Genomic DNA, 23305 nt, shown 5'->3' on the forward strand with positions numbered 1-23305 from the left:
TCACCCGGGTGGCGGTGACCATCCGACGACTGGCTCGTTTCGCTGAACGTGCAGTCACAGGATGCCGCCCCGCCCACCGCACCGTCCCGCTCCGGCCCGTCCGTCGACGTCGACCGGGCCGAAGCCGCGCTCGTCGAGCACTACCCGCGGCTGGTCCGGCTCGCCTACCTGGTGCTGCCGCCGAGCCTGGGCCGCAACCGGCGCGTGGTCACGGCGCACGCCCTCGCCCAGCGCGCCCTGCCGCGGCGCCGGGCGCGGGCAGCCGCGGTCCCGGCCCAGAGCGGAGGTGCCCACGCCCGGTCGCGGTCGAGAGCGGGCGACGGCGGCGAGAGCGACTCCGGTTACGCCTATGTCCGCTGCCAGGTGCTGCGCACGGCGCTGGAGGCGGGCCTGCCGCTGAAGCGTGCGGCGTGGCCGAAGCGGTCCCAGCTGCCGCCGCTGCTGCCCCTGGTGTGCGGCCTGCGGCTGTTCCCGCACTCCGGCGGCGCCGACGGACTCTCCCTGGACCAGCGGCTCTCCGCGCTGTCCGGGCCGGCCCGCGCCGCGTACGTGCTGCGCGGCCTGGAGGGGCTCGCCGACGATCAGGTCCGCCGGGTCCTGGCCGCCGCCGGCGTCGACGACGCGGACGCGGCGCTGCGGGAGGCCGACGGCGTGCCGGCCCGGTACGCGCTGCTCGACTCCCCCGAGTTCGACCCGTGTTCGCTGCAGGCCCGGCCCACCGACCTGGTGCGGCGCAGGCAGCACACGCGGGCCGCGCTCGCCGCGGCGGCGGCGCTCGCGGTGTGCGGGGCGCTGTTCGGGCTGCCCGACGGCGGCTGGAGCCCCGACGGCGCCGCGGCGCCCGCCTACGCGCGCAACCCGGCCGCCGAGACCGCCCTCGACCCGGCCCGGCTCACCAAGGTCTCCCCCACCGCCTGGGAGTCCGCGAGCCGCACCGACTTCTCCGTCTGGCCCGCGCGCGGCGACCGCACCGGCGACGGGGCCCTGCTGCGCCGCGCCCTCGCCGTGTGGGCGCGCCCCGGCGGGTCCGTCCAGGTCTCCGCGACCCCCGGCACCCCGTCCGGCGGCCCCGCCGGACCTCCCCAACTGCTGTACGCCGGAACCGTGGACAGCGCGCACGTGGTGATCCTCTACGACGGTCTGCGCATCGTCCGCTACGCCGAGCCGAAGGCCGGCGACCGGGGCGCCGCGCTCGACTTCGCGCGGGTCGACGGCGCCGGACGGGACGAGGCGAGCGCCCTGGTCCTGGGCCGCTCCGACGGCAACGTCCGCTATCTGACGGCGCCCTGGGTGAAGAAGGCGGCCGAGCGGGACCTGCTGGAGCCGGACGCCGCCGCGCTCGGCCTGGGCCTGACCGGCGGCGTCACCGGGCCGCTGGCCGGGCCCGCCCTGCAGACCGGCCGCTGCTCGTCGTGGCGCGTGCTGGAGGTGACCGACAGCGCCGGCACGCGGCTGCTGACCGACCTGGGCGAACTGGTCCCGGCCCGGCTGACCACGGGCCGCCCCGGCTCGGGCGAGGAGACGGACGGCACGCAGGCGCTGCGTGCGTGGGCGCCGTACGCCTGCTCGCTGGCCGCGATGCGCTCCGCGGGCGTGCGCGACGTCAACGCCTGGGCGTACGCCCGGCAGCCGCTGCCCGACGCGAGCGGGACGGCGGACTGGGTGTGCACGCGGGCGGAGACCTGGCGGGGCGGCGGCACGCGGGTGCTGGCCCAGTTCCACACCCCGGGCGGGCGGCTGGGGGCGGTGGCGGCGAAGGCCGACGACGTCCCGGCATGCGGGCCGCGGGATCCGCAGGTGCTGGCCGGGGTGCTGTGGAAGTCGCGGGCGGGAAACTGGTACCTGCTGGCCGCGGGGAGCCCGGACACGACCTCGATCGGCGCGACCGGCGGGGTCCGCGCGACCGCGCCGGGCGGCCTGCTGACGGCGCCCGCCGCACAGGGGGCCCGGGCGGAACTGCGGGGAACCCTGGAGGACGGGCGGAAGGTCAGCGGACTCGGCTGAACGCCGTGGCCCCGCCCTCGACATGCCGTGGACCCACCGTGATCGTCCGGTGCGGAACATGTGAACGTCTTTGGTCGCTGCGGCCCGTTCGGGGCCGGAATCGATCGGTAAGGTGTGCGCATGACTACCGGGGTACGCCGCAGAATGGGAGTCGAGGAACGGCGGCAGCAGTTGATCGGCGTCGCCCTCGAACTGTTCAGCCAACGCTCGCCCGACGACGTCTCCATCGACGAGATAGCCTCCGCCGCCGGCATCTCGCGCCCGCTGGTGTACCACTACTTCCCCGGCAAACTCAGCCTGTACGAGGCCGCGTTGAGGCGTGCCGCGGACGATCTCGCGGGCCGGTTCGTGGAACCGCGGCAAGGGCCGCTGGGGGCGCGGCTGCTGCGGGTGATGCGCCGCTTCTTCGACTTCGTGGAGGAGCACGGCCCCGGCTTCTCGGCGCTGATGCGCGGCGGTCCGGCCGTCGGCTCGTCGGCGACGAACGCGCTCATCGACTCCGTACGGCAGGCCGCGTACGACCAGATCCTGTCGCACCTCGGCATCCAGGAGGCGCCCCCGCGACTGGAACTGGTCGTCCGCTCCTGGATCTCGCTCGCCGAGTCGACGGCGCTGATCTGGCTGGACGGCCGGCGCATCCCGCGCGCCGAGCTGGAGGTGCAGCTCGTCCACGACTTCGCCGCGCTGGCCGCGGTGAGCGCCGTCCACGACGAGGAGACGGGCGCGCTGCTGCGCCGAACCTTGCAGGACGAGCCGGGCGACGGCCCGTTCAGCGAGCTGGCCGCGCGGCTGATCGCGCTGGCGTCCTGACCGCGCCGGTCGCTGCCCGGCCCCGACCCGTCAGCGCTCGAACTTCCGGTAGGACGCGTCCAGGTCGCGGATCTCGGCGGAGGCGTGCGGCACCGGGCCGTCGTCGGCCACGTGCTTCCTCAGCGGCTCCAGCACCGCCTCGGTCAGCCTCGCCTTCGTCTCGTCGGTGCGGCCGGCGAGCAGTCCGACGGTGACGTGCACGACGGCGTGACCGCGCTCGCCGGGATCGTCGTGGCCGAACGCGGTGAGCGCGGACGGGCGGAACTGCGTCTTGCAGGCCTCCGGCTCGGCGTGCGCCGTCTCGACGACCGCGGCGTGCGGGTCCCGGGCGAAGCCCTCCCGGTCGCAGGCGGACCCGAGGAGGTCCGAGTGGTCGACGGTGATCTGCGGCATGGGGCTCCTCTTCCGGGTCGGCGGACTCACCCCAACCGCAGGGCCAGCATCGCGATGTCGTCCTCCCGGTCGTGACCGAAGCAGGTCAGGAGCGTGTCGCACAGGGCGTCCAGGCCGGGCAGCGACCCGGCGGCGGCCGCCCGCAGCTGCTCCATGGAGACCGACAGGTCGGTGCCGCGGGTCTCGATCAGGCCGTCGGTGACCATCAGGAGCCGGTCGGTGCGCTCCAACAGCACCTCGGTGGGCGGCGGATGGGGCACACCCAGGCCCAGCAGCGGGCCCGCGGCCTCGACGTAGTCGGCGCTGCCGGCATCCCGGACGACGAGCGGCGGGATGTGGCCCGCGTTGGCGACGCGGGTGCGCCCGGTGTCCGGGTCGATCAACGCCAGGCAGACGGTGGCGGTGACCTCGGGGTGGTAGTGCCGCAGCATCCGGTCCAGCCGCCCGGCGAGCACGGCCGGGTCGCTCTCCTCCACGCAGTAGGCGCGCAGCGCGTGCCGGATCTCCACCATCACGGTGGCCGCCTCCAGCGAGTGCCCGACGACGTCGCCGACCACGGCGAGCACGCCCTGCCCGGTGCGCAGGACGGCGTAGAAGTCGCCGCCGATCTCGGTCTGCCGGGACGCGGGCACGTACCGCACGGCGACGTCGACGCCGGGCAGCGACGGCAGCCGGTGCGGCTGGGGCAGGAAACTGTGCTGGAGGGTGAGGGCGACGTGCCGTTCGGCCTGGTACATCAGCAGCGGCTCGGCGGCCAGGGCGGTGGCCTGCGCCAGCCGGGCCACCAGCGCCTCGTCCTCGGGACCGAGCCGGCGCATGCCCCGGGTGGGCGCGGCCAGGCACACCGGCGCCCTGCCCTCCTCGGTGAGGACCAGCGCGAGGCGGGCGTCGTGCTGCACGCCGGGCCGGAAGAACCCGGCGGGCCACAGCGGCGCCGGGACGGTGGTGAGCTGCACCCCGGCCTGCCCGCGGGTGAGCCGCCTGAGCACCGCGGCCACGGCCCGGTGGGCGTCCTCGTCCGGCAGCGCGAGCGAGGTGCGGTCGCGGGACAGGCCGCGGTACAGCTCGTCGTCGGTGCCGAGGACGAAGACGGCGGCGGGGGTGCCGGTCAGCCGGGCGGTGCCCTCGGCCGCGGCGTCGGCGAGTTCCGGCAGGGAACGCGCGGTCTGCACGGTGACGATCGCCTCCGACAGCAGTGTCAGCCGCCGCAGGACCGCCCGGTCGTCGGCGCGCAGCCGCGCGGCACGCACCGCGGAGCGGACCACCGCCTCGATCTCCTCCGGCTCGGCCGGCACCGTCAGATACGCCTCGCCGCCCGCGTCGAGCACCCGGTGGCGGTCGCCCGGGGCCAGGGCGGAGGCCGAGAAGTGCACGACGGGCAGGCCGGCCGTGCGCGGCCGCGCCTTGAGCCGGCGGCACAGCTCGAAACCGCTCATGTCCGGCAGGCCCACGTCGACCAGGGCCACGTCGGGCAGGATGCCCTTGCGCAGCCGTACGTCGACTTCGTCGAGCGCCTCGCCGGCGGTGGTGGCCGGGACCACCCGGTGGCCGGCGCGCCGCAGCACGCGGCCCAGGGCGTACCGGCCGGCGGCCGGGTCCTCCACGACCAGCACGGTCATGTCGCTCGGCTTGCCGTCGACGTCCATATCAGCCCCTGGACAGCACCGGTGGGGCAGACCGCTGCGGCGGCCTGCCCCACCAAGGTAGTGCCCGAGCGCTAGCCGCGGGAGAAGACCGCCACCGTCCTGGCCGGAACGGTGAACGTCCCGGACCGGCGGTCGTAGGAGGCGGACTTGACGACCGTGTCCGTCCCGTCGCGCTGCACCGGGTGCAGCCGGTAGGCCGTGCCCGCGAGGGCGTCGACCCGCTGCGTGCTCTCCTTCGGCGTCGCGTTGAACACGACGACGAGGTCACCCAGTTCCATGGTGATCACGCCCGGCGTCTCCTCCTTCCCCGACAGCGGGAAGGAGAGCTTCGACTGCACCTGGTCGGCGGTGGCGAGCGAGAAGACGCTCTCCGTGGTGCGGATCCGCAGCAGGTCGCGGTAGGCGCCGGAGGCCGCGTCGATCTGCGGGCAGCCCACCTTCACCGTGCTCAGCAGGGGCTTCGCGTACGGCCACTTGGAGGCGTTGTCGGCCGCCGGAGGCAGCCCGCGGCCGAAGCCGTTGCCGTCGGCGCAGTTCCAGTGGATGGCGTTGAACCAGTCGCCGCTGTCGTAGGAGTTGCGGTCCAGCGACTTCGAGCGCAGCAGGTCGGTGCCGGCCTGGGACAGGGACGGGCCCTGCGAGAGGGCGGCCGTCGCCATCGCCAGGACCTGCATCCGGGCCCGGTCGGCGGGGCTCGTCGACGCGGGCAGCTTGTAGGTCAGCGCGTCGAACAGGGACTCGTTGTCGTGCGCGTCCACGTAGGCGAGGGCGTCGCCGGGCGCGTCGGCGTAGCCGGCGGGCGAGCCGCCGTAGTCGACCTCGGCGCCGGTGACCTCCGTGCCGTCGGTGCCGGTGAAGCGGTACTTGGCGAGATTGCCGGACAGCCCGACCTTGATCAGGTCCTGGTAGTGCAGCAGGCGGGCCTTCTGCTCGGCCGGAGTGCCGTTGGCGGTGGAGGAGTTGGGGTCGGTGTAGAGGCCGGAGGCGAAACCCTGGATGCCGGGGTCGGCGTCGAAGGGGCTGCCGCCGCGCACCGCGTCACGGGCCCGGTCGGAGAAGGTGGCGATGCCGGTGCCGGCCATGTTCTTCTGGGTGGCCTGCACGAAGCGGGCGTCGTCGGCGACCTCGCCGAAGTTCCAGCCCTCGCCGTACAGGATGATCTTCTTGCCGTCGACGCCGTCCTTCGCGGGGGTCAGCGCGTCCAGGGCCTTGCGCACCGCCAGGATGTTGGCCTTCGGGTGGTGGCCCATGAGGTCGAAGCGGAAGCCGTCGACCTTGTACTCCTTGGCCCAGGTGACGACCGAGTCGACGACCAGCTTGCCCATCATGGCGTTCTCGGGGGCGGTGTTGGCGCAGCAGGTGCTGTTGGCCACCGAGCCGTCGGCGAGGAGCCGCTGGTAGTAGCCGGGCACCACCCTGTCCAGGACGGAGGTGTCCGCCTGGCCGCCGGCCGCGGTGTGGTTGTAGACGACGTCCATCACGACCCGGAGGCCGTCCTCGTTGAGCGCCTTGACCATCCTGCGGAACTGGACCGTGCGGGCCGTGCCGTCCGGGTCGGTGGCGTAGGAGCCCTCGGGGACCGTGTAGTGGTACGGGTCGTAGCCCCAGTTGTAGGCGTCCTTCGCGGCGGTCTTCGCCACGCACTCCTGCTGCTTGTCGGAGTCGGCCGGGTAGGAGGCCAGGTCGCAGTCGGTGGTGGCCTGGTCGGCCTTCCGCTCGGGGATCGTCGCGATGTCGAACGCCGGGAGCAGGTGGACGTAGGAGGTGCCGGACTTCGCGAGCCTGCGCAGGTGCTTCGAGCCGTCGCTGTCCTTGTCGGTGAAGGCCAGGTAGGTGCCGGGGTGGGCGGAGGTGCGGTCCGCGACCGAGAAGTCGCGGATGTGCAGCTCCTGGATCTGCGCGTCCCTGAGCGGCACGGCGGCGGGCTTGGTGTACGCCGACCAGCCGCTCGGGGCGAGGGACCGGTCGTCGAGGTCGACGACCAGGCTGCGCTCCGAGTTCGCGGTGAGGGCCAGCGAGTAGGGGTCGGTGACCTCGTTGGTGACGACCTTGCGGACGCTGGGCGCCCACACCCTGACCACGTACCGGTAGGGCTTGCCCTTCCAGGACGCCGGGCCGGTGACGGACCAGACGCCGGTGGCGGCGTCGCGCTTCATGGGGACGGTGGCTCCGGCCAGGTCCAGCTTCACGGACCGCGCGGTCGGCGCCCACACGGACAGGGTGGGCCTGCCGTGGTGGAAGACCGGGCCGAGCTTCGCCGCCGTCGCGTCGTACAGGTCGTCGAGCACGCCGGCGATCTGCACACCGGTCGCCGCGAGCACCGCGCCGTTGGCCGCGCGCTGGGAGGCGACGACCTGGCCGCGCAGGGCCGCGCGGACCCGGTCGCGGTCGCGCGGGTCGACGGAGAAGGCGGTGTGGTTCCTCAGGTGCGGGAACTTCGCCTTCTGCGCGTCGGTGAGGCTGGTCCTGGTCAGCCGCAGCCAGCGCTCGTCGTCGCTGGTGAGGGCACCGTCCTTGACGGTGATCGAGCCGTCGCGGGAGTAGACCAGCTGGGTGGAGGCTGCGGCGTCGGACCCGTTCCAGACGACGGTGTTCCGGTCGATCCAGACCGCCTTGGAGGTGGTCAGGTCGAGCGCGGCCGCGCTGCCCGCGGGCTGCGGCAGCAGGTACTTCTCCTGGCCGTTCAACAGCCACACCTCGTGACCGTTGGTCTTGAGGTCCAGGGACTGGTCGGCGGGCAGGTCCTTCTCGTCGCCCTTGTGGAGGATGTAGCTGAGGCTGGTGGCGCCGTCGCTGAGCGGCACCTCGAAGACCGCACCATAGGCGTCAGTCTTCACCGGCTTCAGGGGGTTCGACCACTCGGTGGGGTTCGCCGCGCCCGTCCACACGTGCAGGCCCCAGCCGTCGTAGTCCCCTCCCCCAGAGCCGAAAGCCTGGGAGGTGCCCCCAGCGCGGTGGTAGTGCAGCACCGCCTTGGTGGTGTCCTGGGCGGGCTGGTCGGGCCGCTGCGTCTGCACGTCGGCCTTGCCCTGCTCGATCCAGACCTCACCGGTCCTGGTGACGTCGATGGACCGGTCGGCGGAGACGTCCTTGTTGCCGTCCTTGTCGATGACGAGGAACCCGACGCCGGAGGCGCCCGGCTTCAGCTTGACCCAGGCGAAGGCGCCGTAGGCGTCGCGGCCGGTGAACGGGTGGCTGTCCGGCCAGTTCGTGGCCTCGCCGTCGGCGAGGTCACCCCAGGCGTACAGGCCCCAGTTGCCGTAGTCGCCGTCGGCGCGCTTGTAGTGGACGACCGCGTAGTCGCGGGAGGAGGCGGTGGGCACCTCCTCGGCGGGCGGGGTGCCGGTGGTGCTGCTCGCCGTGGCGCTCGCGGTGTGCCCGGCCGAGTCGATCACGACCGCCTTGTAGCGCAGGGCGGTGCCGGCCGGTACGTCCTTGCCGATGACCTGGGTGACCTTGTAGGGGGCGTGGTCGGCGGAGCCGAGCACCTGCCAGGGACCGTTGCCGGTCTGGGCGGCGAAGACGACCCGGTTCAGCCGGCCGCCGTCGGTGTCGGCGCCGACCTCGACGGTGCCGGTGGCGCCGGCCGCCGGGGCGGTCAGGGTGACGGTCGGCTTCGCGGCCGGGGCGGCGAGCCGGCCCGCGGCCTTCAGCACGATCGCCGAGCCGGCCGGCACGGTGACGGTGATCTTCTTGTCGGCGTCCGAGGTGACCGTGGCGTCGGTGCCGTAGAGGCCGGTGAACCGCATCGCGGCGGAGCCGGTCGGGAAGGTCGCCGTCCTGGCCTCGGCGGCGTTGTTGAAGGCGACGACGTACTCGGTGCCGGTCCTGGCGTCGGTGCGGGAGAAGGCGTAGACGCCGGCGCCGTCGGCCGCGTAACGCTCGGTCTGCACGCCGTCGGCGAGCGCCGGGTTGGCCTTGCGCAGCTTGGACAGCGCCGCGATCTGCCGGTACAGCGGGGCGGCCCGGTCGTAGGCGTCGCTGGCGTGGGTGCGGTCGGTGCCGATCTCCTCGTCGTCGAGGTAGTCGGCGACCTTCGAGGCGAACATCGTCTGGCGGGCGTCCTTGTCGCCGCCGGAGCCGGTGAAGCCCTGCTCGTCGCCGTAGTAGACGACCGGGTTGCCGCGGCTGAGGAACATCAGCTCGTTGGCCAGCTCGTCCTTCTTCAGGATCTCCGCGTCGGTGGCCTTCGGGTTGTCCTGGTTCAGGAAGTGGCCGATGCGGCCCATGTCGTGGTTGCCGAGGAAGGTGACCTGCTCGTAGGCGTTGGCCTTGTCGGTCGTGTACTTGTAGTCGTCGCCGAAGACGGAGGCGAGCTTGCGCGCGCTGCCGCCCTGGGAGGCGTACTGGCGGGCCGCCTCCTGGAAGGGGAAGTCGAGGGTGGCGTCGAGGCGGCCCTGGGTGACGTACGGCGAGGTGATGGAGGTGTCGGCCGAGTAGACCTCGCCGAACATGAAGAAGTCGTCCCGGCCGCGCTTCTTGGCGTAGGCGTCGAGGGCGGTGGCCCACTGGGTCCAGAACTCCATGCCGACGTGCTTGACGGTGTCGATGCGGAAGCCGTCGATGTCGAAGTCGCGCACCCAGCGCTGGTAGATCTTCTCCATCCCCTTGACCACCTCGGGACGCTCGGTCCACAGGTCGTCGAGCCCGGAGAAGTCGCCGTACGTGGTGGACTCGCCCGCGTAGGTGGAGTCGCCCCGGTTGTGGTACATCGTCGGGTCGTTGAGCCAGGACGGGACCTTGTCCGCGCCGGTGGCCTTCGGGGTGCGCGGGAAGGAGTCGGCGTCGACCGCGGGGAAGCCGCGGGTGCCGTCCGCGTAGTCGGCGTCGTCGAAGGGCTCGCCGTCCTTCGTCAGGTACGGGAAGGCACCCTTGGAAAGGTAGTTGTAGGACTTCTCCTCGTAGTCGACGACGTCGGCGGTGTGGTTGGTGATGACGTCGAAGAAGACCTTCATGCCCTTGGCGTGCGCCTTGTCGATGAGGGTCTCCAGGTCGGCGTTGGTGCCGAAGTGCGGGTCGACCTGGGTGAAGTCGGTGATCCAGTAACCGTGGTAGCCGGCCGAGGCGTTGTCGCCCGTCCCCTGCACGGGCCGGTTCTTGAAGATCGGGGCCATCCAGATGGCGGTGGTGCCCAGACCCTTGATGTAGTCGAGCTTCTTCGTCAGGCCCTTGAGGTCGCCGCCCTGGTAGAAGCCCTTGTCGGTGGGGTCGTAGCCGGTGGACAGGCGGCTGCCGGTCAGGCCGCCCCTGTCGTTGGCGGTGTCGCCGTTGGCGAACCGGTCCGGCATGACGAAGTAGAACTGCTCCCGGGTGTCGTCGTGCCGGGCGGGCTCGGCGGCGAGCCTCGCGTCGGACGGCGGCGGGGGCGGGGTGTCGGCCCTGGCGGCGAGGGGCTGGACGAGTGCTGCGGCCAGTGCGGTCACGGTGACCGCAGCGACTCGTCCGGCATGCGCGGTACGGCGCCTCGACGGCGTCGGCCATCTCGGTATCACAGACGTGGACTCCTTGCGCTTACGGCCCTGTTGGCGCTTACGGCTCTGGTGGGTCCGATTCCGCGCGACCGTATCGCCGTCGAAACGCTTACAGCAAGAGTCCTGAAAGAACTGGTAAGAACTTTCAACCGCGCACCCGGTGGATCAGCAGCTCGACTTGCCCGCGTAGATCGCCAGGGCGGTGTTCGCGCCCAGGGTGGCGGTGAACTGGCCGCTGCCGTTCACCGTCACGGTCGTGTTGTTCTGCACGTTGCAGTACGTGCCCGCGGGCAGCGAGGTCTGGTAGGTCCGGCTCAGCGCGCCCGGCTCGTGGTTGATGGCGACGTAGCCCTTGGCGCCCCGCCCGAAGGCGATCGCGTCGCCGCCGTTGTCCCACCAGTCGGTCACCGACTGGCCCCGCACCGCGTTGCGGAAGGCGACCATGGACTTGATCTCCGGCCAGGCGTGCTGGCACTTCCAGCCGTTCTGCCAGCAGGCGTCGACCTGGCCGCCGTTGGGCGGGCCGGCGTCCGCATCGGACCACTCGTAGCCGGAGTTGACGTCCGGGGCGCCGTAGGGCCAGGCGAGCATGAACACGTTGGCCAGGGTGTAGTTGGCGCCGTCCTTGTAGTTCAGGGTGGAGCCGTTGCGCTCGGTGTCGTGGTTGTCGACGAAGACGCCGGCCACCGAGCCGCTCATGTAGCCCCAGCCCTCGCCGTAGTTCTTCAGGTAGGCGAGGTTCTCGTTGTTGAAGACGCGCTTGAGGTCGTAGGCGTAGCGGAACTCCTGCACGTCCCCGTTGCCGGTGTACTCGGTGGGCTGGACGGCCTCCCCGCTGCCGTAGATGACCTCCTGCTTCCAGTAGGCGTTCGGGTTCGTCAGCCGGGACTTGATGTTGGCGAGGTCGGCAGTGTCGATGTGCTTGGCCGCGTCGATGCGGAAGCCGTCGACGCCGAGGGTGAGCAGGTCGTTCATGTACCCCGCGATGGTCCTGCGGACGTACTCCTCACCCGTGTCGAGGTCGGCCAGGCCGACCAGTTCGCAGTGCTGGACGTTCCAGCGGTCCTGGTAGTTCGAGACCTGCGCGGTGCAGTCGTCGAAGTCGTAACTCGAGTACAGGCCGGGGTAGTTGTACTTCGTGTACGACGAGCCGCCGGTGCCGGTGCCGCTGCCCGCCGACATGTGGTTGATCACCGTGTCGACGACGACCTTGACGCCGGCCGAGTGACAGGTGTTCACCATGTTCCGGAAGGCCGTGCGGTCGCCGAGACGGCCGGCGATCTTGTAGCTGACGGGCTGGTACGACGTCCACCACTGCGAGCCCTGGATGTGCTCGGCGGGCGGTGAGACCTGGACGTATCCGTAGCCGGCCGGGCCGAGGGTGCCGGTGCACTCCTTGGCGACCGAGGCGTAGTTCCACTCGAAGAGGACCGCGGTGACGTCCTTGGTGCCGGGTGGGGAGGCGTGGGCGGTTCCGGGGGCCAGGACGGCTGCCGCCGTGGCGGCGAGCGCGGTCGCGGTGACGGACCATCTCCGTATCACGGTGGGGGCTCCTTGCGGTGACGGCCGGGCGTCGTTGCCGGGCGGCGGTGACCGTACCGCTGCCGAAAGACTTACAGCAAGAGTCATGCAAATCACGGCAAGAGTTTTCAGCCCCGACCTTGACGTGAATCGCTCAAACACCCCACGCTCAGGAGTCGTACGGACCCCGTCCCCCGTTCTCGAAGGTTCCTCCGGGGCTCTCCGGAACCCCGACGCGCCCCTGACCGCACCGGCGACAGCCGGAGGCGGGACCCCGCACCACGCGGCCCGGTCACCGGGGAAACGGTGACCGGGCCGCCGCGCGCGTCAGGCGCCGGGTGTCAGGCGGTCGTCCACCAGACCGTGGTGTCGGCGGGCAGCTTCGCCTCGCCGTCCGCCGTCTCGGCGATCTCGCCGCTGGCCAGCAGGACCCGGCCGTAGGCCGGGGTGGTCACCGGCTCGCCGGCGGTGTTGGCGACGCACACGAAGTCGCCGCGGCGGAAGGCCAGTACGCCCTCCGGTGCGCGCAGCCACTCCACCGCGTCGCCCGCGCCCAGGTCGGGGTGGGAGCGGCGCACGGCGAGGGCGGAGCGGTACATCTCCAGCGTCGAGCCGGGGACGCCGGTCTGGGCCTCGACGCTCAGCTCGCCCCAGCCCGCCGGCTGCGGCAGCCAGCTGCCCGCGCCGCCGAAGCCGTACGACGATCCCGTGCGCGTCCACGGGATCGGCACCCGGCAGCCGTCGCGGAAGCCGTCCTGGCCGGCGCCGCGGAAGTACGCCGGGTCCTGGCGCACCTCGTCGGGCAGGTCGACGACGTCCGGGAGGCCGAGTTCCTCACCCTGGTACACGTAGGCGGAGCCGGGCAGCGCCAGCATCAGCAGGGTCGCCGCGCGGGCGCGGCGCAGGCCCAGTTCGCGGTCGCCGGCGAGGCGGATCTGGGTGCCGAGGCCGGGCGGGTTGGCGAAGCGGGTGGCGTGCCGGGTGACGTCGTGGTTGGACAGCACCCAGGTGGCGGGGGCGCCGACCGGGCGCATCGACTCCAGCGTGCGGTCGATGACCTCGCGCAGCTCCGCGGCGTCCCATGCGGTGGCCAGGTACTGGAAGTTGAAGGCCTGGTGCAGCTCGTCCGGGCGGACGTAGTTGGCGGTCCGCTCGACGGTCGGCGTCCACGCCTCGGCGACGAAGATCCGCCCACCCGTCTCCCGCCCCCGCTCTTCCGCGGAAGGCCCTTCGGGCCCCTGCTCACTCCCGGCGTACTCGTCGAGGATCAGTCGCCACTGCCGGTAGATCTCGTGCACGCCGTCCTGGTCGAAGAACGGCATGACATCGTTGCCCAGCAGCTTCACCTGGTCGTGGGAGCCGAGGTCGGGCAGGCCGTCGGCCTTGACCAGGCCGTGGGCGACGTCGATGCGGAAGCCGTCGACGCCCATGTCGAGCCAGAAGCGCAGGATGGAGCGGAACTCGTCGCCGACGGCCGGGTGTTCCCAGTTGAAGTCGGGCTGCTCGGGGGCGAAGAGGTGCAGGTACCACTCGCCGGGGGTGCCGTCCGGTTCGGTGACCCGGGTCCAGGCCGGGCCGCCGAAGATGGACTCCCAGTCGTTGGGCGGCAGTTCGCCGCCGGCACCCTTGCCGGGGCGGAAGTGGTAGCGGTCGCGCAGCGGGGAGCCGGGGCCCTCGCGCAGCGCCCGCTTGAACCACTCGTGCTGGTCGGAGGAGTGGTTGGGCACCAGGTCGACGATGATCCGCAGGCCGAGCGCGTGCGCGTCCCGGATCAGCGCGTCGGCGTCCAGGAGGTTGCCGAACATGGGGTCCACGGCGCGGTAGTCGGCGACGTCGTAGCCGGCGTCGGCCTGCGGTGAGGCGTAGAAGGGGCTGAGCCACACGGCGTCCACCCCGAGGTCGCGCAGGTACGGCAGACGGATGCGGACGCCTTCCAGGTCGCCCATGCCGTCTCCGTTGCTGTCGGCGAAACTGCGCGGATAGACCTGGTAGATCACCGCGTCCCGCCACCAGTCGCTGCGCTTGGCGACGGTGGCGACGGCTGCTCGGGAGGAAGGCGTCGGGGCCGGGTCGGCGGAGTGCTGCTGGCTCATGGCGTCCTTGGTGACGAGGATCGGGTGGTGGATACGGCGGCGGATGACGAGGCGGCCGCGGTGACAGCGGGGCCGGACAGAAGCCGCGGCCGCCCCGGGGTCCGGGGCGTCAGCCCTTCGTGCCGCCCGCGGTGAGTCCGGTGACCAGGTTCTTCTGCACGAGGTAGAAGAACGCGGAGACCGGTATCGCGATCAGCACCGCGGTCGCGGCCATCAGGTTGCGCTGCGCGTCGTGCTCGCTGACGAAGGTCTGCAGGCCGACGGCGAAGGTGTACTTCGTGTCCGACAGCATGAACGTCGACGCGAACGCGACCTCGCCGAAGGCCGTGAGGAAGCTGTAGAAGGCGGCGACGGCCAGGCCCGGCTTGGCGAGCGGCAGGATCAGGCGGGCGAAGGTGCCGAACGGGGTCAGCCCGTCGACGCGGCCGGCCTCGTCGATCTCGAAGGGGATGGTGTCGAAGTAGCCCTTCAGCAGCCACGCGCAGTACGGCACCGCGGTCGAGCAGTACACGAGGATCAGGCCGAGGTAGTTGTCGATGAGCTGAAGGTCCGACAGGATCTGGTACATCGGCACCATCAGTACGGCCACCGGGAACATCTGGGTGACCAGGAGCACCCACATGAACTTCTTGTAGCCGGGGAAGCGCATCCGGGAGACCGCGTAGCCGGTGGTCGCGGCGATCAGGACGCCGACGACCGTGGTGCCGAGCGAGACGATCAGGGAGCTCTTCAGCCAATTGAAGAACTCGGTGTGCTGGACGACGAACGAGTAGTTGTCGAACGTCATCTTCGCCCAGATGCCACCCGGGTGGAGGTAGTCGTCCTTGTCCGGGCCGAGGGACAGGTAGACCAGCCAGGCGATCGGGAAGAGGGCGATCAGGCTCGCCGTGATCAGGACGGCGTGCGAGGCGAACACGGCGCCGGGGCTGCGCTCGCCGCGCCGGCGGGCCCCGCGCGGCGGGGCGGCCGCGGCGTCCTTCTTGGTCACGTCGGCGGAGGTCTCGACGGTGGTCGTACTCATGAAAGCTCCTGCCTCAGATCGCGAGCTGCTGCTCGTCGCGGTTCAGCCAGCGGCGGTAGAAGGAGGTGAAGACGATCAGGATGGCCAGCAGCAGGATGCCGTACGCGGCCGACTGCGCGAAGTCACGCGGCTGCTGCCCGAAGCCCAGGTAGTAGGCCCACGTCACGAGGATCTGGGCGTCCGGGGCGGTGTTGCCGAACAGCAGGAAGATCACGGCGAACTGGTTGAAGGTCCAGATGATGCCGAGCAGGACGACGGTGGAGCTGACGGACCGCAGGCCCGGAAGGGTGACGTAACGGAAGCGCTGCCAGGCGGTGGCGCCGTCCATCTCGGCGGCCTCGTACAGCGAGGAGTCGATGGACTGCAGGCCGCCGAGCAGCGAGACCATCATGAACGGCACACCGCACCAGGTGTTGACCATGATGGCGGCGAACCGCTGCCAGAAGGTGTCCTCCAGCCAGTCCGGCGCCGGCAGGTGCAGGGCGTCGAGGAAGAGGTTGATGATGCCGCCGTCGGCGAGCATGAAGCGCCAGCCGAAGACGGTGACGAAGGTCGGCACGGCCCAGGGCAGGATCAGGATCAGCCGGTAGAAGGTACGGCCGCGCATCCGCTGGTTGAGCAGCAGGGCGAGACCGAGGCCGATCGAGTAGTGCAGGGCGACGCACAGCGCGGTCCACACGATCGTCCAGATGAAGTGCGACCAGAAGCGGTCGTACGACGTCGCGCCGAACAGGATGTCCTTGTAGTTGTCGAGCCCGATGAACTTGTAGGTGGCGTCGATGTGGTTGACGCCGATCGTGCGCGCGGTGTTGAGGCTGTTGGCGTCGGTGAGGGTGAGGTAGAGGCCGTACGCCAGGGGGTAGAGCACGAGGACGCCGAGGACGACCGCCACCGGGGTGATCATCGCGTAGGCGTACCAGTGCCTTCGGTAGCTGTTCTTGAGGCGCCGGCCCAGCCCGGGCTCGGGCGCGCGGTCACCGCGGCGCCTGCCGGTCGCGCGGTCGATGGCGACTGTCATGTTCGACACCTTCTGGAAGTTCTACGGGACGGGCCGGGCACAGGCCGGTGCCGCCGGACCCCCCTTCCGTGTGCGGGGGACCCGGCGGCCGATCGTGCTTACTTGCTGAAGTCGGGCACCAGCTTGGCGATGGCCAGTTCGGCGTTGCCCAGCCCCTTGTCGAGGGACTCCTTGCCGCCGGCGATCTTCGGCAGCTCGGTGTCCAGCGGGCCCCACAGGGAGCTGTACTCCGGCAGGGCCGGCCGCGGCTGGGCGGCGGGCAGCACGGTCTGGTAGCCGGCGATGCCCGGGTCGGCCTTGACCTCGGCGGTGTAGGCGTCGTCGCGGGTCGGCAGGGTGGAGTTCTTCAGCGCGATCTGCGTCTGCGTCTTCGCGGAGGTCATGAAGTTCACGAACTTCAGTGCCGCCTTCTGGTGCGCCGAGTCGGAACCGGCGTACACCGACAGGTTGTGGCCGCCGGTCGGGGCGCCCGCCTTGCCGGTGGAGCCGGCCGGGACGGTGGCGATGCCGAGGTTGGACTTGTCCGAGAAGGCCGAACCCTTGTAGAAGTTCGTGATCTCCCAGGGGCCCTGGATGATCGCGGCGACCTTGCCGTTGACGAACGCGTCCTGGATGTGGGCGTAGGCGTCGGCGGTGGTGTCGGCCTTGTGCAGGCCCTTGCCGGAGAACATGCTCAGCCAGGTGCCGTACGCCTTCTTCGCGGCGTCCGAGTTCACGGTGACCTTCTTGGCGGCGGCGTCGACGGTGTCGGTGCCCTCGCCGTAGAGGAAGGTCTGCGCGTAGTAGGCCTGGGTGGAGCCCCAGTAGCCGTCGACCTTGGCCTTGGTCTTGATCTTGGCGGCGTCGGCCTTCAGCTCGTCCCAGGTCTTGGGGGCCTCGGTGATGCCGGCCTTCTCGAACAGCGCCTTGTTGTAGACCAGCGCGAGGGTGTCGGTGACCAGCGGCACGCCGTAGGTCTTGCCGTCGTACTTGGCCTGCTCGATCAGGTTGGGCTGGAACTTGCTCCGGTCCGCGAGGGCCTCGGTGCCGTCCAGCGGCAGGAAGTAGCCCTTCTTGGCGAAGGCGGGGGTCCAGCCGACCTCGCTGCGCAGCACGTCCGGGGCGCCCTTGGAGCCGGCGGCGGTGTCGAACTTGTTCTGCGCCTGGTCGAAGGGGACGTTGACGTACTTGACCTTGATGCCCTTGTTGGCGGCCTCGAACTGCTTGACCAGGGCCTTGTACGTCGGCGCCTCGTTCGTGGCGTTGGAGGTGTCCCACCAGGTGATGGTGACCGGACCGTCGGCCTTGTTGTCGCCGCTGTCGCTTCCGCCGCAGGCCGTCGCCGCGAGGGCGAGGGACGCCACCAGCGCGGTGGCCGCTATGCCACGCCGCATGAGTTCTCCTTGAGGGTGAAAGCCCGTGTGGTGCGGGGGGCGGCCCCGTCTGCCGCTCCCTGCCGTGTTGCCGACTGCGCCGTTGCCGCGGCCGGGCGACAGGGAACGTAACAGCGATGTAAGCGCAGCGAAAGACCTTGCTGCAAAAAACTGCAAGACGATTCGAGAGTTACCCGCCCGTGACCTGCTCTCGACCCCCTTGAAACCCCCCATCGACGCCGTTGAGCGCGGTGCGGGGCACCTGTGCAAGACTCTGCAAGCTCTTGCCATATGTTGCCGACGGGGGAATCATCCCTTGCGGACGGACGCCGAAGACGGACGCCGAAGACGAACACGAGGGACCGCGATGACGCAGCAGCCCGCAGCGAGCCGTGCAACCGGCCGCGCACGGCGTCCGATTGGCGCGCAGAGCGACATGCGCCCGCTACAGTCGAGTCCTGTGACCACACGGCTTGCCGATATCGCTGCTCAGGCGGGGGTGAGCGAAGCGACCGTCAGCCGCGTCCTCAACGGGAAGCCGGGGGTCGCCGCCACCACGCGCCAGTCCGTGCTGGCCGCGCTCGACGTCCTGGGCTACGAACGCCCGGTGCGCCTGCGGCAGCGCAGCGAGGGCCTGGTGGGCCTGATCACCCCGGAGCTGGAGAACCCCATTTTTCCGGCGCTCGCCCAGGTCATCGGCCAGGCACTGACGCGGCAGGGCTACACCCCGGTGCTGGCCACCCAGACCCCGGGCGGCTCGACGGAGGACGAGCTGACGGAGATGCTCGTCGACCGCGGGGTCGCCGGGATCATCTACGTCTCCGGACTGCACGCCGACACCACCGCCGACATGGAGCGCTACGACCGGCTGCGCGCCCAGGGCGTGCCGTACGTGCTGGTGGACGGCTTCTCGCCGAAGGTGCAGGCGCCGTTCATCTCGCCCGACGACCGCGCGGCGATGACGCTGGCGGTCACGCACCTGGTGTCGCTGGGGCACACCCGGATCGGCCTGGCCCTGGGTCCGAAGCGGTTCGTGCCCGTGCAGCGCAAGATCGAGGGGTTCGTGCGCGCCGTGCAGGACCAGCTGGGGCTGAGCGCGGAGACGGTCGAGTCGGAGCTGGTCCAGCACTCGCTCTACACCCTGGAGGGCGGCCAGGCCGCCGCGACCGCGCTGATCGACCGGAACTGCACGGCGGTGGTGTGCGCGAGCGACATGATGGCGCTCGGCGCGATACGGGCCGCCCGGCAGCGCGGCCTGGAGGTCCCGAAGGACTTCTCCGTCGTCGGCTTCGACGACTCCCCGCTGATCGCCTTCACCGACCCGCCGCTGACCACGATCCGCAAGCCGGTCCCGGCGATGGGGCAGGCGGCGGTGCGCACGCTGCTGGAGGAGATCGGCGGGACGCCGGCGCCGCACAGCGAGTTCGTGTTCATGCCGGAGCTGGTGGTGCGCGGTTCGACCGCTTCGGCGCCCGGGGAGCGGAACCGTTCGTAGCGCGTGTCTCAGGTCCTTGGCATGCGTCAGGTGGTCCTTGGCATGCGTCAGGTGGTCCTTGGTCTGTCTCAGGGCGGAATCGTGCTCAGGGCGGAGAACGTGCGGTGCGGACCCGACCGGTGGATGATCGGGGCAGAAGGCGTTTCTGGCAGACTTTGTGCCTATGGGTGACTCGTTCGTGACCAGGCCGGAAGACCGCGGGCAAGTGGCCGTTCCGCAGGCCGTCACGGGCGACGACCGGGCGGGCCGGCTGCGCCGGCTGCGTTCTCCGGGCCGGCCCCGCATCTGGATCGAGATCCTGCTGATCGCGGTGAGTTACTGGACGTACTCGCTGATCCGCAACGCCGTCCCGGAGCAGCGGACCGAGGCGCTGCGCAACGCCGACTGGATCTGGCAGACGGAGCGTCAGCTGGGCATCGCCGTCGAGGACTCCGTCAACCACGGCCTCAACTCGGTGACCTGGCTGATCGTCGGCATGAACTACTACTACGCGACACTGCACTTCGTGGTGACGCTGGGTGTGCTGGTGTGGCTGTACCGCAGTCACCCGGGCCGGTACGCGGCGACCCGGCTGGCCCTGTTCGCGACGACGGGTGTGGCCCTGGTCGGTTACTACCTGTATCCGCTGGCGCCTCCGCGTCTGATGCGCGGCGACGGCTTCGTCGACACGGTCATGGTCCACGAGACGTGGGGCTCGATGGCCTCCGGCGACCTGAAGCACATGTCGAACCAGTACGCCGCGATGCCGTCGATGCACATCGGCTGGTCCCTGTGGTGCGGACTGACGATCTTCGCGCTGGCCCGGCTGCCGTGGGTGCGGGTGCTGGGTCTGCTCTACCCGGCGGCGACGCTGGTGGTCATCGTCGCCACCGCCAACCACTTCTGGCTCGACGCGGTGGGCGGCCTGCTGTGCCTCACGTTCGGCTTCGCGGTGGCGTGGGTGTGGTACGGCAGCGTGCCGTACGCGCTCTCGCGGGTGCCGGCGGGGGCGGAACCGGCGGGGGTGGTGCCAACGGAGGCGGGGGCGGTACCCGCGGCAGCGGTGGTGGCTTCGCGGGGGGCCTCGGCGGGAGCGGTGGTGGCTTCGCGGGGGGCTTCGGCGGGGGCTTCGGACGGGTTCTCGGAGGGCAGGGTCGTGTCGGAGGGCAGGGTCGTGTCGGAGGGCGGGTTCTCGGAGGGCGGGTCCGCGGCTCCTCACGCCCCGTAGAACAGCGTCTCCGCCACGCCCCGGGCACGGCGGGCGGTGCGCCGGTACGCGTCGAGCATGTCGCCGACGTGCCCGGGGCCGTATCCCAGGTAGCGCCCCACCGCGGCCAGCTCCCGCGCGTTCGACGGGAAGGTGTCGCCGGCCCGTCCCCGCACGAGCATCACCGCGTTGCGCACCCGGGTCGCCAGCACCCAGGCCTCGTCGAGGACGGCGGCGTCCTCCTGCGCGATCAGGCCGGCGGCGGCCGCGGCCGCGAGCGCCTCGCGGGTGCGGGTGGTGCGCAGGCCCGGCTCGGTAGCCCCGTGCCGCATCTGCAGCAGCTGGACGGTCCACTCCACGTCCGACAGGCCGCCCGGTCCCAGCTTGGTGTGCAGCTTCGGGTCGGCGCCGCGCGGCAGCCGTTCCGACTCCATCCGCGCCTTCAGCCGGCGGATCTCCCGCACCGCGTCGTCGCCGAGCCCGCGCGCCGGGTAGCGCAGCGGGTCGACGAGTTCGACGAAGGCGCGTCCCAGGTCCTCGTCGCCGGCGACCGGTTCCGCCCGCAGCAGCGCCTGCGCCTCCCACACCAGCGACCAGCGGCGGTAGTAGGCCTCGTACGACTTCAGGGTGCGCACCAGCGGGCCGGACTTGCCCTCGGGGCGCAGGTCGGCGTCGATGAGCAGGGGCGGGTCGGCGCTGGGCAGCTGGAGCAGCCGTCGCATCTCGGCGACGACCTTGTTCGCCGCGTCCGCCGCCTCCCGCTCGTCGACGCCCTCCCGCGGCTCGTGCACGAACAGCACGTCGGCGTCGGAGCCGTACCCCAGCTCGTGCCCGCCGAAGCGGCCCATCCCGATGACGGCGAACCGGGTGGGCAGCGTGTCCCCCCAGCCGCCCCTGACCACCGCGCGCAGGGTGCCCGCGATCGTCGCGGCCGTCAGGTCGGACACCGCGGCGCCGACCCGGTCCACCAGCGCGCCCTGGTCGGCCTCGGCCGGCTGGGCCTCGGTGCCGTAGGAGCCGACGATGTCCGCGGCGGCCGTACGGAACAGCTCCCGGCGCCGGACGCCGCGGGCCGCGTTGGCCCCCTGCTCGGCGGTCCCGGCGCGGCCGACGGCGGCCAGGATCTCCTGCTCCAGCTGCGCGCGCCCGCGCGGATTCAGGCCGCCGGCGTCGCCGTCGCCGAGCAGGGCCACCGCCTCGGGGGCGCGCATCAGCAGGTCGGGGGCGAGCCGCCCGGCCGACAGCACCCGCGCGAGGTTCTCCGCGGCGGCGCCCTCGTCGCGCAGCAGCCGCAGGTACCACGGCGTCCTGCCCAGCGCGTCCGACACCTTGCGGAAGTTCAGCAGCCCGGCGTCCGGGTCGGCGGAGTCCGCGAACCAGCCGAGCAGCACGGGCAGCAGGGTCCGCTGGATGGCCGCCTTGCGGCTCACGCCGGACGCCAGGGCCTCCAGGTGGCGCAGGGCCGCCGCCGGGTCCGCGTAGCCGAGCGCGACCAGCCGCTCGCGGGCCGCCTCCGGGCTCAGCCGCGCCTCGCCGGGGGCGAGCTGGGCGACCGCGTCGAGCAGCGGGCGGTAGAACAGCTTCTCGTGCAGGCGGCGTACGGCGCCGGTGTGCCGCCGCCACTCGCGGTCGAGCTCGGCGGCCGGGTCGATGCGCAGGCCGAGGGAGCGGCCGAGGCGGCGCCGGTCGGCCTCCTCCACGGGCACGAGGTGCGTGCGCCGCAGCCGGTACAGCTGGATACGGTGCTCCATGGAGCGCAGGAAGCGGTAGGCGTCCTCGAGCTGGACCGCGTCGGCGCGGCCCACGTACCCGCCTCTCGCCAGCGCCTGCAGCGCGTCCAGCGTGGTGCCGCTGCGCAGCGCGGCGTCGGTCCGGCCGTGCACCAGTTGCAGCAGCTGGACGGCGAACTCGACGTCCCGCAGGCCGCCCGGGCCGAGCTTCAGCTCCCGGTCGATCTCCGTGGCGGGGATGTTCTCCACGACCCGGCGCCGCATCTTCTGCACGTCCGCCACGAAGTTCTCGCGCTCCGCCGCCTGCCACACCAGGGGGTCGAGCGCGGCGATGTACTCCTCGCCCAGCGCGAGGTCGCCGGCGACCGGGCGGGCCTTGAGCAGGGCCTGGAACTCCCAGGTCTTGGCCCAGCGCTGGTAGTAGGCGACGTGGCTGCTGAGGGTGCGGACGAGGGGGCCGTTGCGGCCCTCGGGGCGCAGGTTGGCGTCGACCGGCCAGATCGAGCCCTCGACGGTCGTCTCCGAGCAGATCCGCATCATGTGCGAGGCGAGCCGCGTGGCGGCCCGGACCGCCTTGCCCTCGTCGGCGCCGTCGGCGGGCTGGCCGACGAAGATGACGTCCACGTCGGAGACGTAGTTCAGTTCGTGGCCGCCGCACTTGCCCATCGCGATCACCGCGAGCCGGCACAGCGCGGCGTCGCCGGGCGCGGCGGCGCAGGCCACGGCGAGGGCGGCGCGCAGGGTGGCGGTGGCGAGGTCGGCGAGTTCGGCGGCGGTCTGGGCGACGTCGATGGTGCCGCAGACGTCGCGGGCGGCGATGGACAGCAGGCAGCGGCGGTAGGCGACGCGGAGTGCGACCGGGTCGGTGGCGCCGGCCAGGCCCCGCTCGAACTCCGGCACGCCGGGGTGCAGGTCGCGCGGCTCGTACGTGACGAGCGCCTCCCAGTCCCGGGGGTGGCGGGCGAGGTGGTCGGCGAGGGCGGCGGACGCGCCGAGCACGCCGAGGAGGCGGTCACGGAAGGGCTTGGCCGAGGTCAGCGTGTCGAGCAGTTCGCGGCGGGCGGTGGGGGCGGGGCCGGGCTGGGCTTCGAGGAGGCGGACCAGGCCGTGCAGGGCCAGGTCGGGGTCGGCGGTGGCGCCGAGCGCGTCGAGGAGGATCGGGTCGTTGCGTACGGCGGTGAGTTCCGGGCTTTCCAGGAGGCGCTCGGCGGCCGACGGGTCGGTGAAGCCGTGCCGCAGGAGCCGTATGAAGGTGCTGCTTCTGCGCCCCGGCGCGGTCATCCTCGGCCTCCTGTCGGATCAAGGTGGTACGCGTCGAGCCTAACTGGCTGCGGCGGCGTGTGCGTTGTGCCTGCGGCGGCTTGACGAGGGTGCCTGCGGCGGCCTGCCCGGGACTCGGAGGGTGCGTCGTGCCTGCGGCGGCCTGCCCGGGACTCGGAGGGTGCGTCGTGCCTACGGCGCCTGTGCGGGTTCGGTAAGGGTGCGCGTAGCGCGGGTGGTGGGGGGTGGGTCGGGGCCGGGGGGGGGGTGTCCGTCCTCGGAACGGCGCGGAATCGGGGGTTCGG

Annotated in this window: 13 protein-coding genes; 4 read left to right on the forward strand and 9 right to left on the reverse strand. The window is 71.9% G+C overall.

Annotated features, from left to right (window positions below):
• Positions 1-48: 48 nt before the first annotated feature.
• On the forward strand, positions 49-2004 hold the full coding sequence (locus VKA29_RS04600; protein WP_324783857.1) for a hypothetical protein: 1956 nt from the start codon (positions 49-51) through the stop codon (positions 2002-2004).
• 120 nt (positions 2005-2124) lie between these two features.
• Positions 2125-2814 carry a TetR/AcrR family transcriptional regulator gene (locus VKA29_RS04605; protein WP_324783858.1) on the forward strand — a complete coding sequence of 230 codons (690 nt, stop codon included), beginning with the start codon at positions 2125-2127 and terminating at the stop codon, positions 2812-2814.
• A 30-nt stretch (positions 2815-2844) separates the two neighbouring features.
• Here VKA29_RS04605 and VKA29_RS04610 read toward each other — a convergent pair whose 3' ends face one another.
• The 8 genes from VKA29_RS04610 to VKA29_RS04645 all read right to left on the reverse strand — a co-directional run bounded on the left by VKA29_RS04610 (position 2845) and on the right by VKA29_RS04645 (position 17350).
• A complete protein-coding gene (locus VKA29_RS04610; RefSeq protein WP_324783859.1) occupies positions 2845-3207 on the reverse strand; it encodes an isomerase in 363 nt (120 codons plus the stop codon).
• Positions 3208-3233: 26 nt separating this feature from the next.
• Positions 3234-4853: a fused response regulator/phosphatase gene (locus VKA29_RS04615; protein WP_324783860.1), complete on the reverse strand. Its 1620-nt coding sequence runs from the start codon at positions 4851-4853 to the stop codon at positions 3234-3236.
• Positions 4854-4924: 71 nt separating this feature from the next.
• Positions 4925-10345, reverse strand: a complete 5421-nt coding sequence (pulA, locus tag VKA29_RS04620; protein ID WP_324783861.1) for a pullulanase-type alpha-1,6-glucosidase — start codon at positions 10343-10345, stop codon at positions 4925-4927.
• A 144-nt stretch (positions 10346-10489) separates the two neighbouring features.
• Positions 10490-11866: an alpha-amylase family protein gene (locus VKA29_RS04625; protein WP_324783862.1), complete on the reverse strand. Its 1377-nt coding sequence runs from the start codon at positions 11864-11866 to the stop codon at positions 10490-10492.
• A gap of 320 nt (positions 11867-12186) precedes the next feature.
• On the reverse strand, positions 12187-13938 hold the full coding sequence (locus VKA29_RS04630; protein WP_324783863.1) for a glycoside hydrolase family 13 protein: 1752 nt from the start codon (positions 13936-13938) through the stop codon (positions 12187-12189).
• 109 nt (positions 13939-14047) lie between these two features.
• Positions 14048-14959, reverse strand: a complete 912-nt coding sequence (locus VKA29_RS04635; RefSeq protein ID WP_324783864.1) for a sugar ABC transporter permease — start codon at positions 14957-14959, stop codon at positions 14048-14050.
• Between the two features lie 13 nt (positions 14960-14972).
• Positions 14973-15977 carry a sugar ABC transporter permease gene (locus VKA29_RS04640; RefSeq protein WP_324783865.1) on the reverse strand — a complete coding sequence of 335 codons (1005 nt, stop codon included), beginning with the start codon at positions 15975-15977 and terminating at the stop codon, positions 14973-14975.
• A 98-nt stretch (positions 15978-16075) separates the two neighbouring features.
• Positions 16076-17350: an extracellular solute-binding protein gene (locus VKA29_RS04645; protein ID WP_324783866.1), complete on the reverse strand. Its 1275-nt coding sequence runs from the start codon at positions 17348-17350 to the stop codon at positions 16076-16078.
• A 439-nt stretch (positions 17351-17789) separates the two neighbouring features.
• On the opposite strand from VKA29_RS04645, the gene VKA29_RS04650 reads away from it, so the two are divergent.
• Both VKA29_RS04650 and VKA29_RS04655 read left to right on the forward strand, forming a co-directional pair.
• On the forward strand, positions 17790-18824 hold the full coding sequence (locus VKA29_RS04650) for a LacI family DNA-binding transcriptional regulator (RefSeq protein ID WP_324783867.1): 1035 nt from the start codon (positions 17790-17792) through the stop codon (positions 18822-18824).
• Positions 18825-18987: 163 nt separating this feature from the next.
• Positions 18988-20031 (forward strand): phosphatase PAP2 family protein, encoded by a 1044-nt coding sequence (locus tag VKA29_RS04655; RefSeq protein ID WP_324783868.1) that lies wholly within the window; start codon positions 18988-18990, stop codon positions 20029-20031.
• Here the strand turns inward: VKA29_RS04655 and VKA29_RS04660 are convergent.
• The gene (locus tag VKA29_RS04660; RefSeq protein WP_324783869.1) at positions 20019-23021 is read right to left on the reverse strand and encodes a bifunctional [glutamine synthetase] adenylyltransferase/[glutamine synthetase]-adenylyl-L-tyrosine phosphorylase; all 3003 of its coding nucleotides are present in this window, start codon (positions 23019-23021) and stop codon (positions 20019-20021) included. The two genes, VKA29_RS04655 and VKA29_RS04660, sit on opposite strands and share 13 nt — an antisense overlap.
• Positions 23022-23305 lie beyond the last annotated feature (284 nt).

Source organism: Streptomyces sp. H51, assembly GCF_035656535.1.
In the GTDB taxonomy this organism is placed as follows: domain Bacteria; phylum Actinomycetota; class Actinomycetes; order Streptomycetales; family Streptomycetaceae; genus Streptomyces.

Bases quoted from the DNA above. Each gene is read 5' to 3' on its own strand.
- VKA29_RS04605 (WP_324783858.1), top strand. From the start codon at position 2,125: ATGACTACCGGGGTACGCCGCAGAATGGGAGTCGAGGAACGGCGGCAG.
- VKA29_RS04610 (WP_324783859.1), bottom strand. From the start codon at position 3,207: ATGCCGCAGATCACCGTCGACCACTCGGACCTCCTCGGGTCCGCCTGC.
- VKA29_RS04615 (WP_324783860.1), bottom strand. From the start codon at position 4,853: ATGGACGTCGACGGCAAGCCGAGCGACATGACCGTGCTGGTCGTGGAG.
- VKA29_RS04630 (WP_324783863.1), bottom strand. From the start codon at position 13,938: ATGAGCCAGCAGCACTCCGCCGACCCGGCCCCGACGCCTTCCTCCCGA.
- VKA29_RS04635 (WP_324783864.1), bottom strand. From the start codon at position 14,959: ATGAGTACGACCACCGTCGAGACCTCCGCCGACGTGACCAAGAAGGAC.
- VKA29_RS04640 (WP_324783865.1), bottom strand. From the start codon at position 15,977: ATGACAGTCGCCATCGACCGCGCGACCGGCAGGCGCCGCGGTGACCGC.
- VKA29_RS04645 (WP_324783866.1), bottom strand. From the start codon at position 17,350: ATGCGGCGTGGCATAGCGGCCACCGCGCTGGTGGCGTCCCTCGCCCTC.
- VKA29_RS04655 (WP_324783868.1), top strand. From the start codon at position 18,988: ATGGGTGACTCGTTCGTGACCAGGCCGGAAGACCGCGGGCAAGTGGCC.
- VKA29_RS04660 (WP_324783869.1), bottom strand. From the start codon at position 23,021: ATGACCGCGCCGGGGCGCAGAAGCAGCACCTTCATACGGCTCCTGCGG.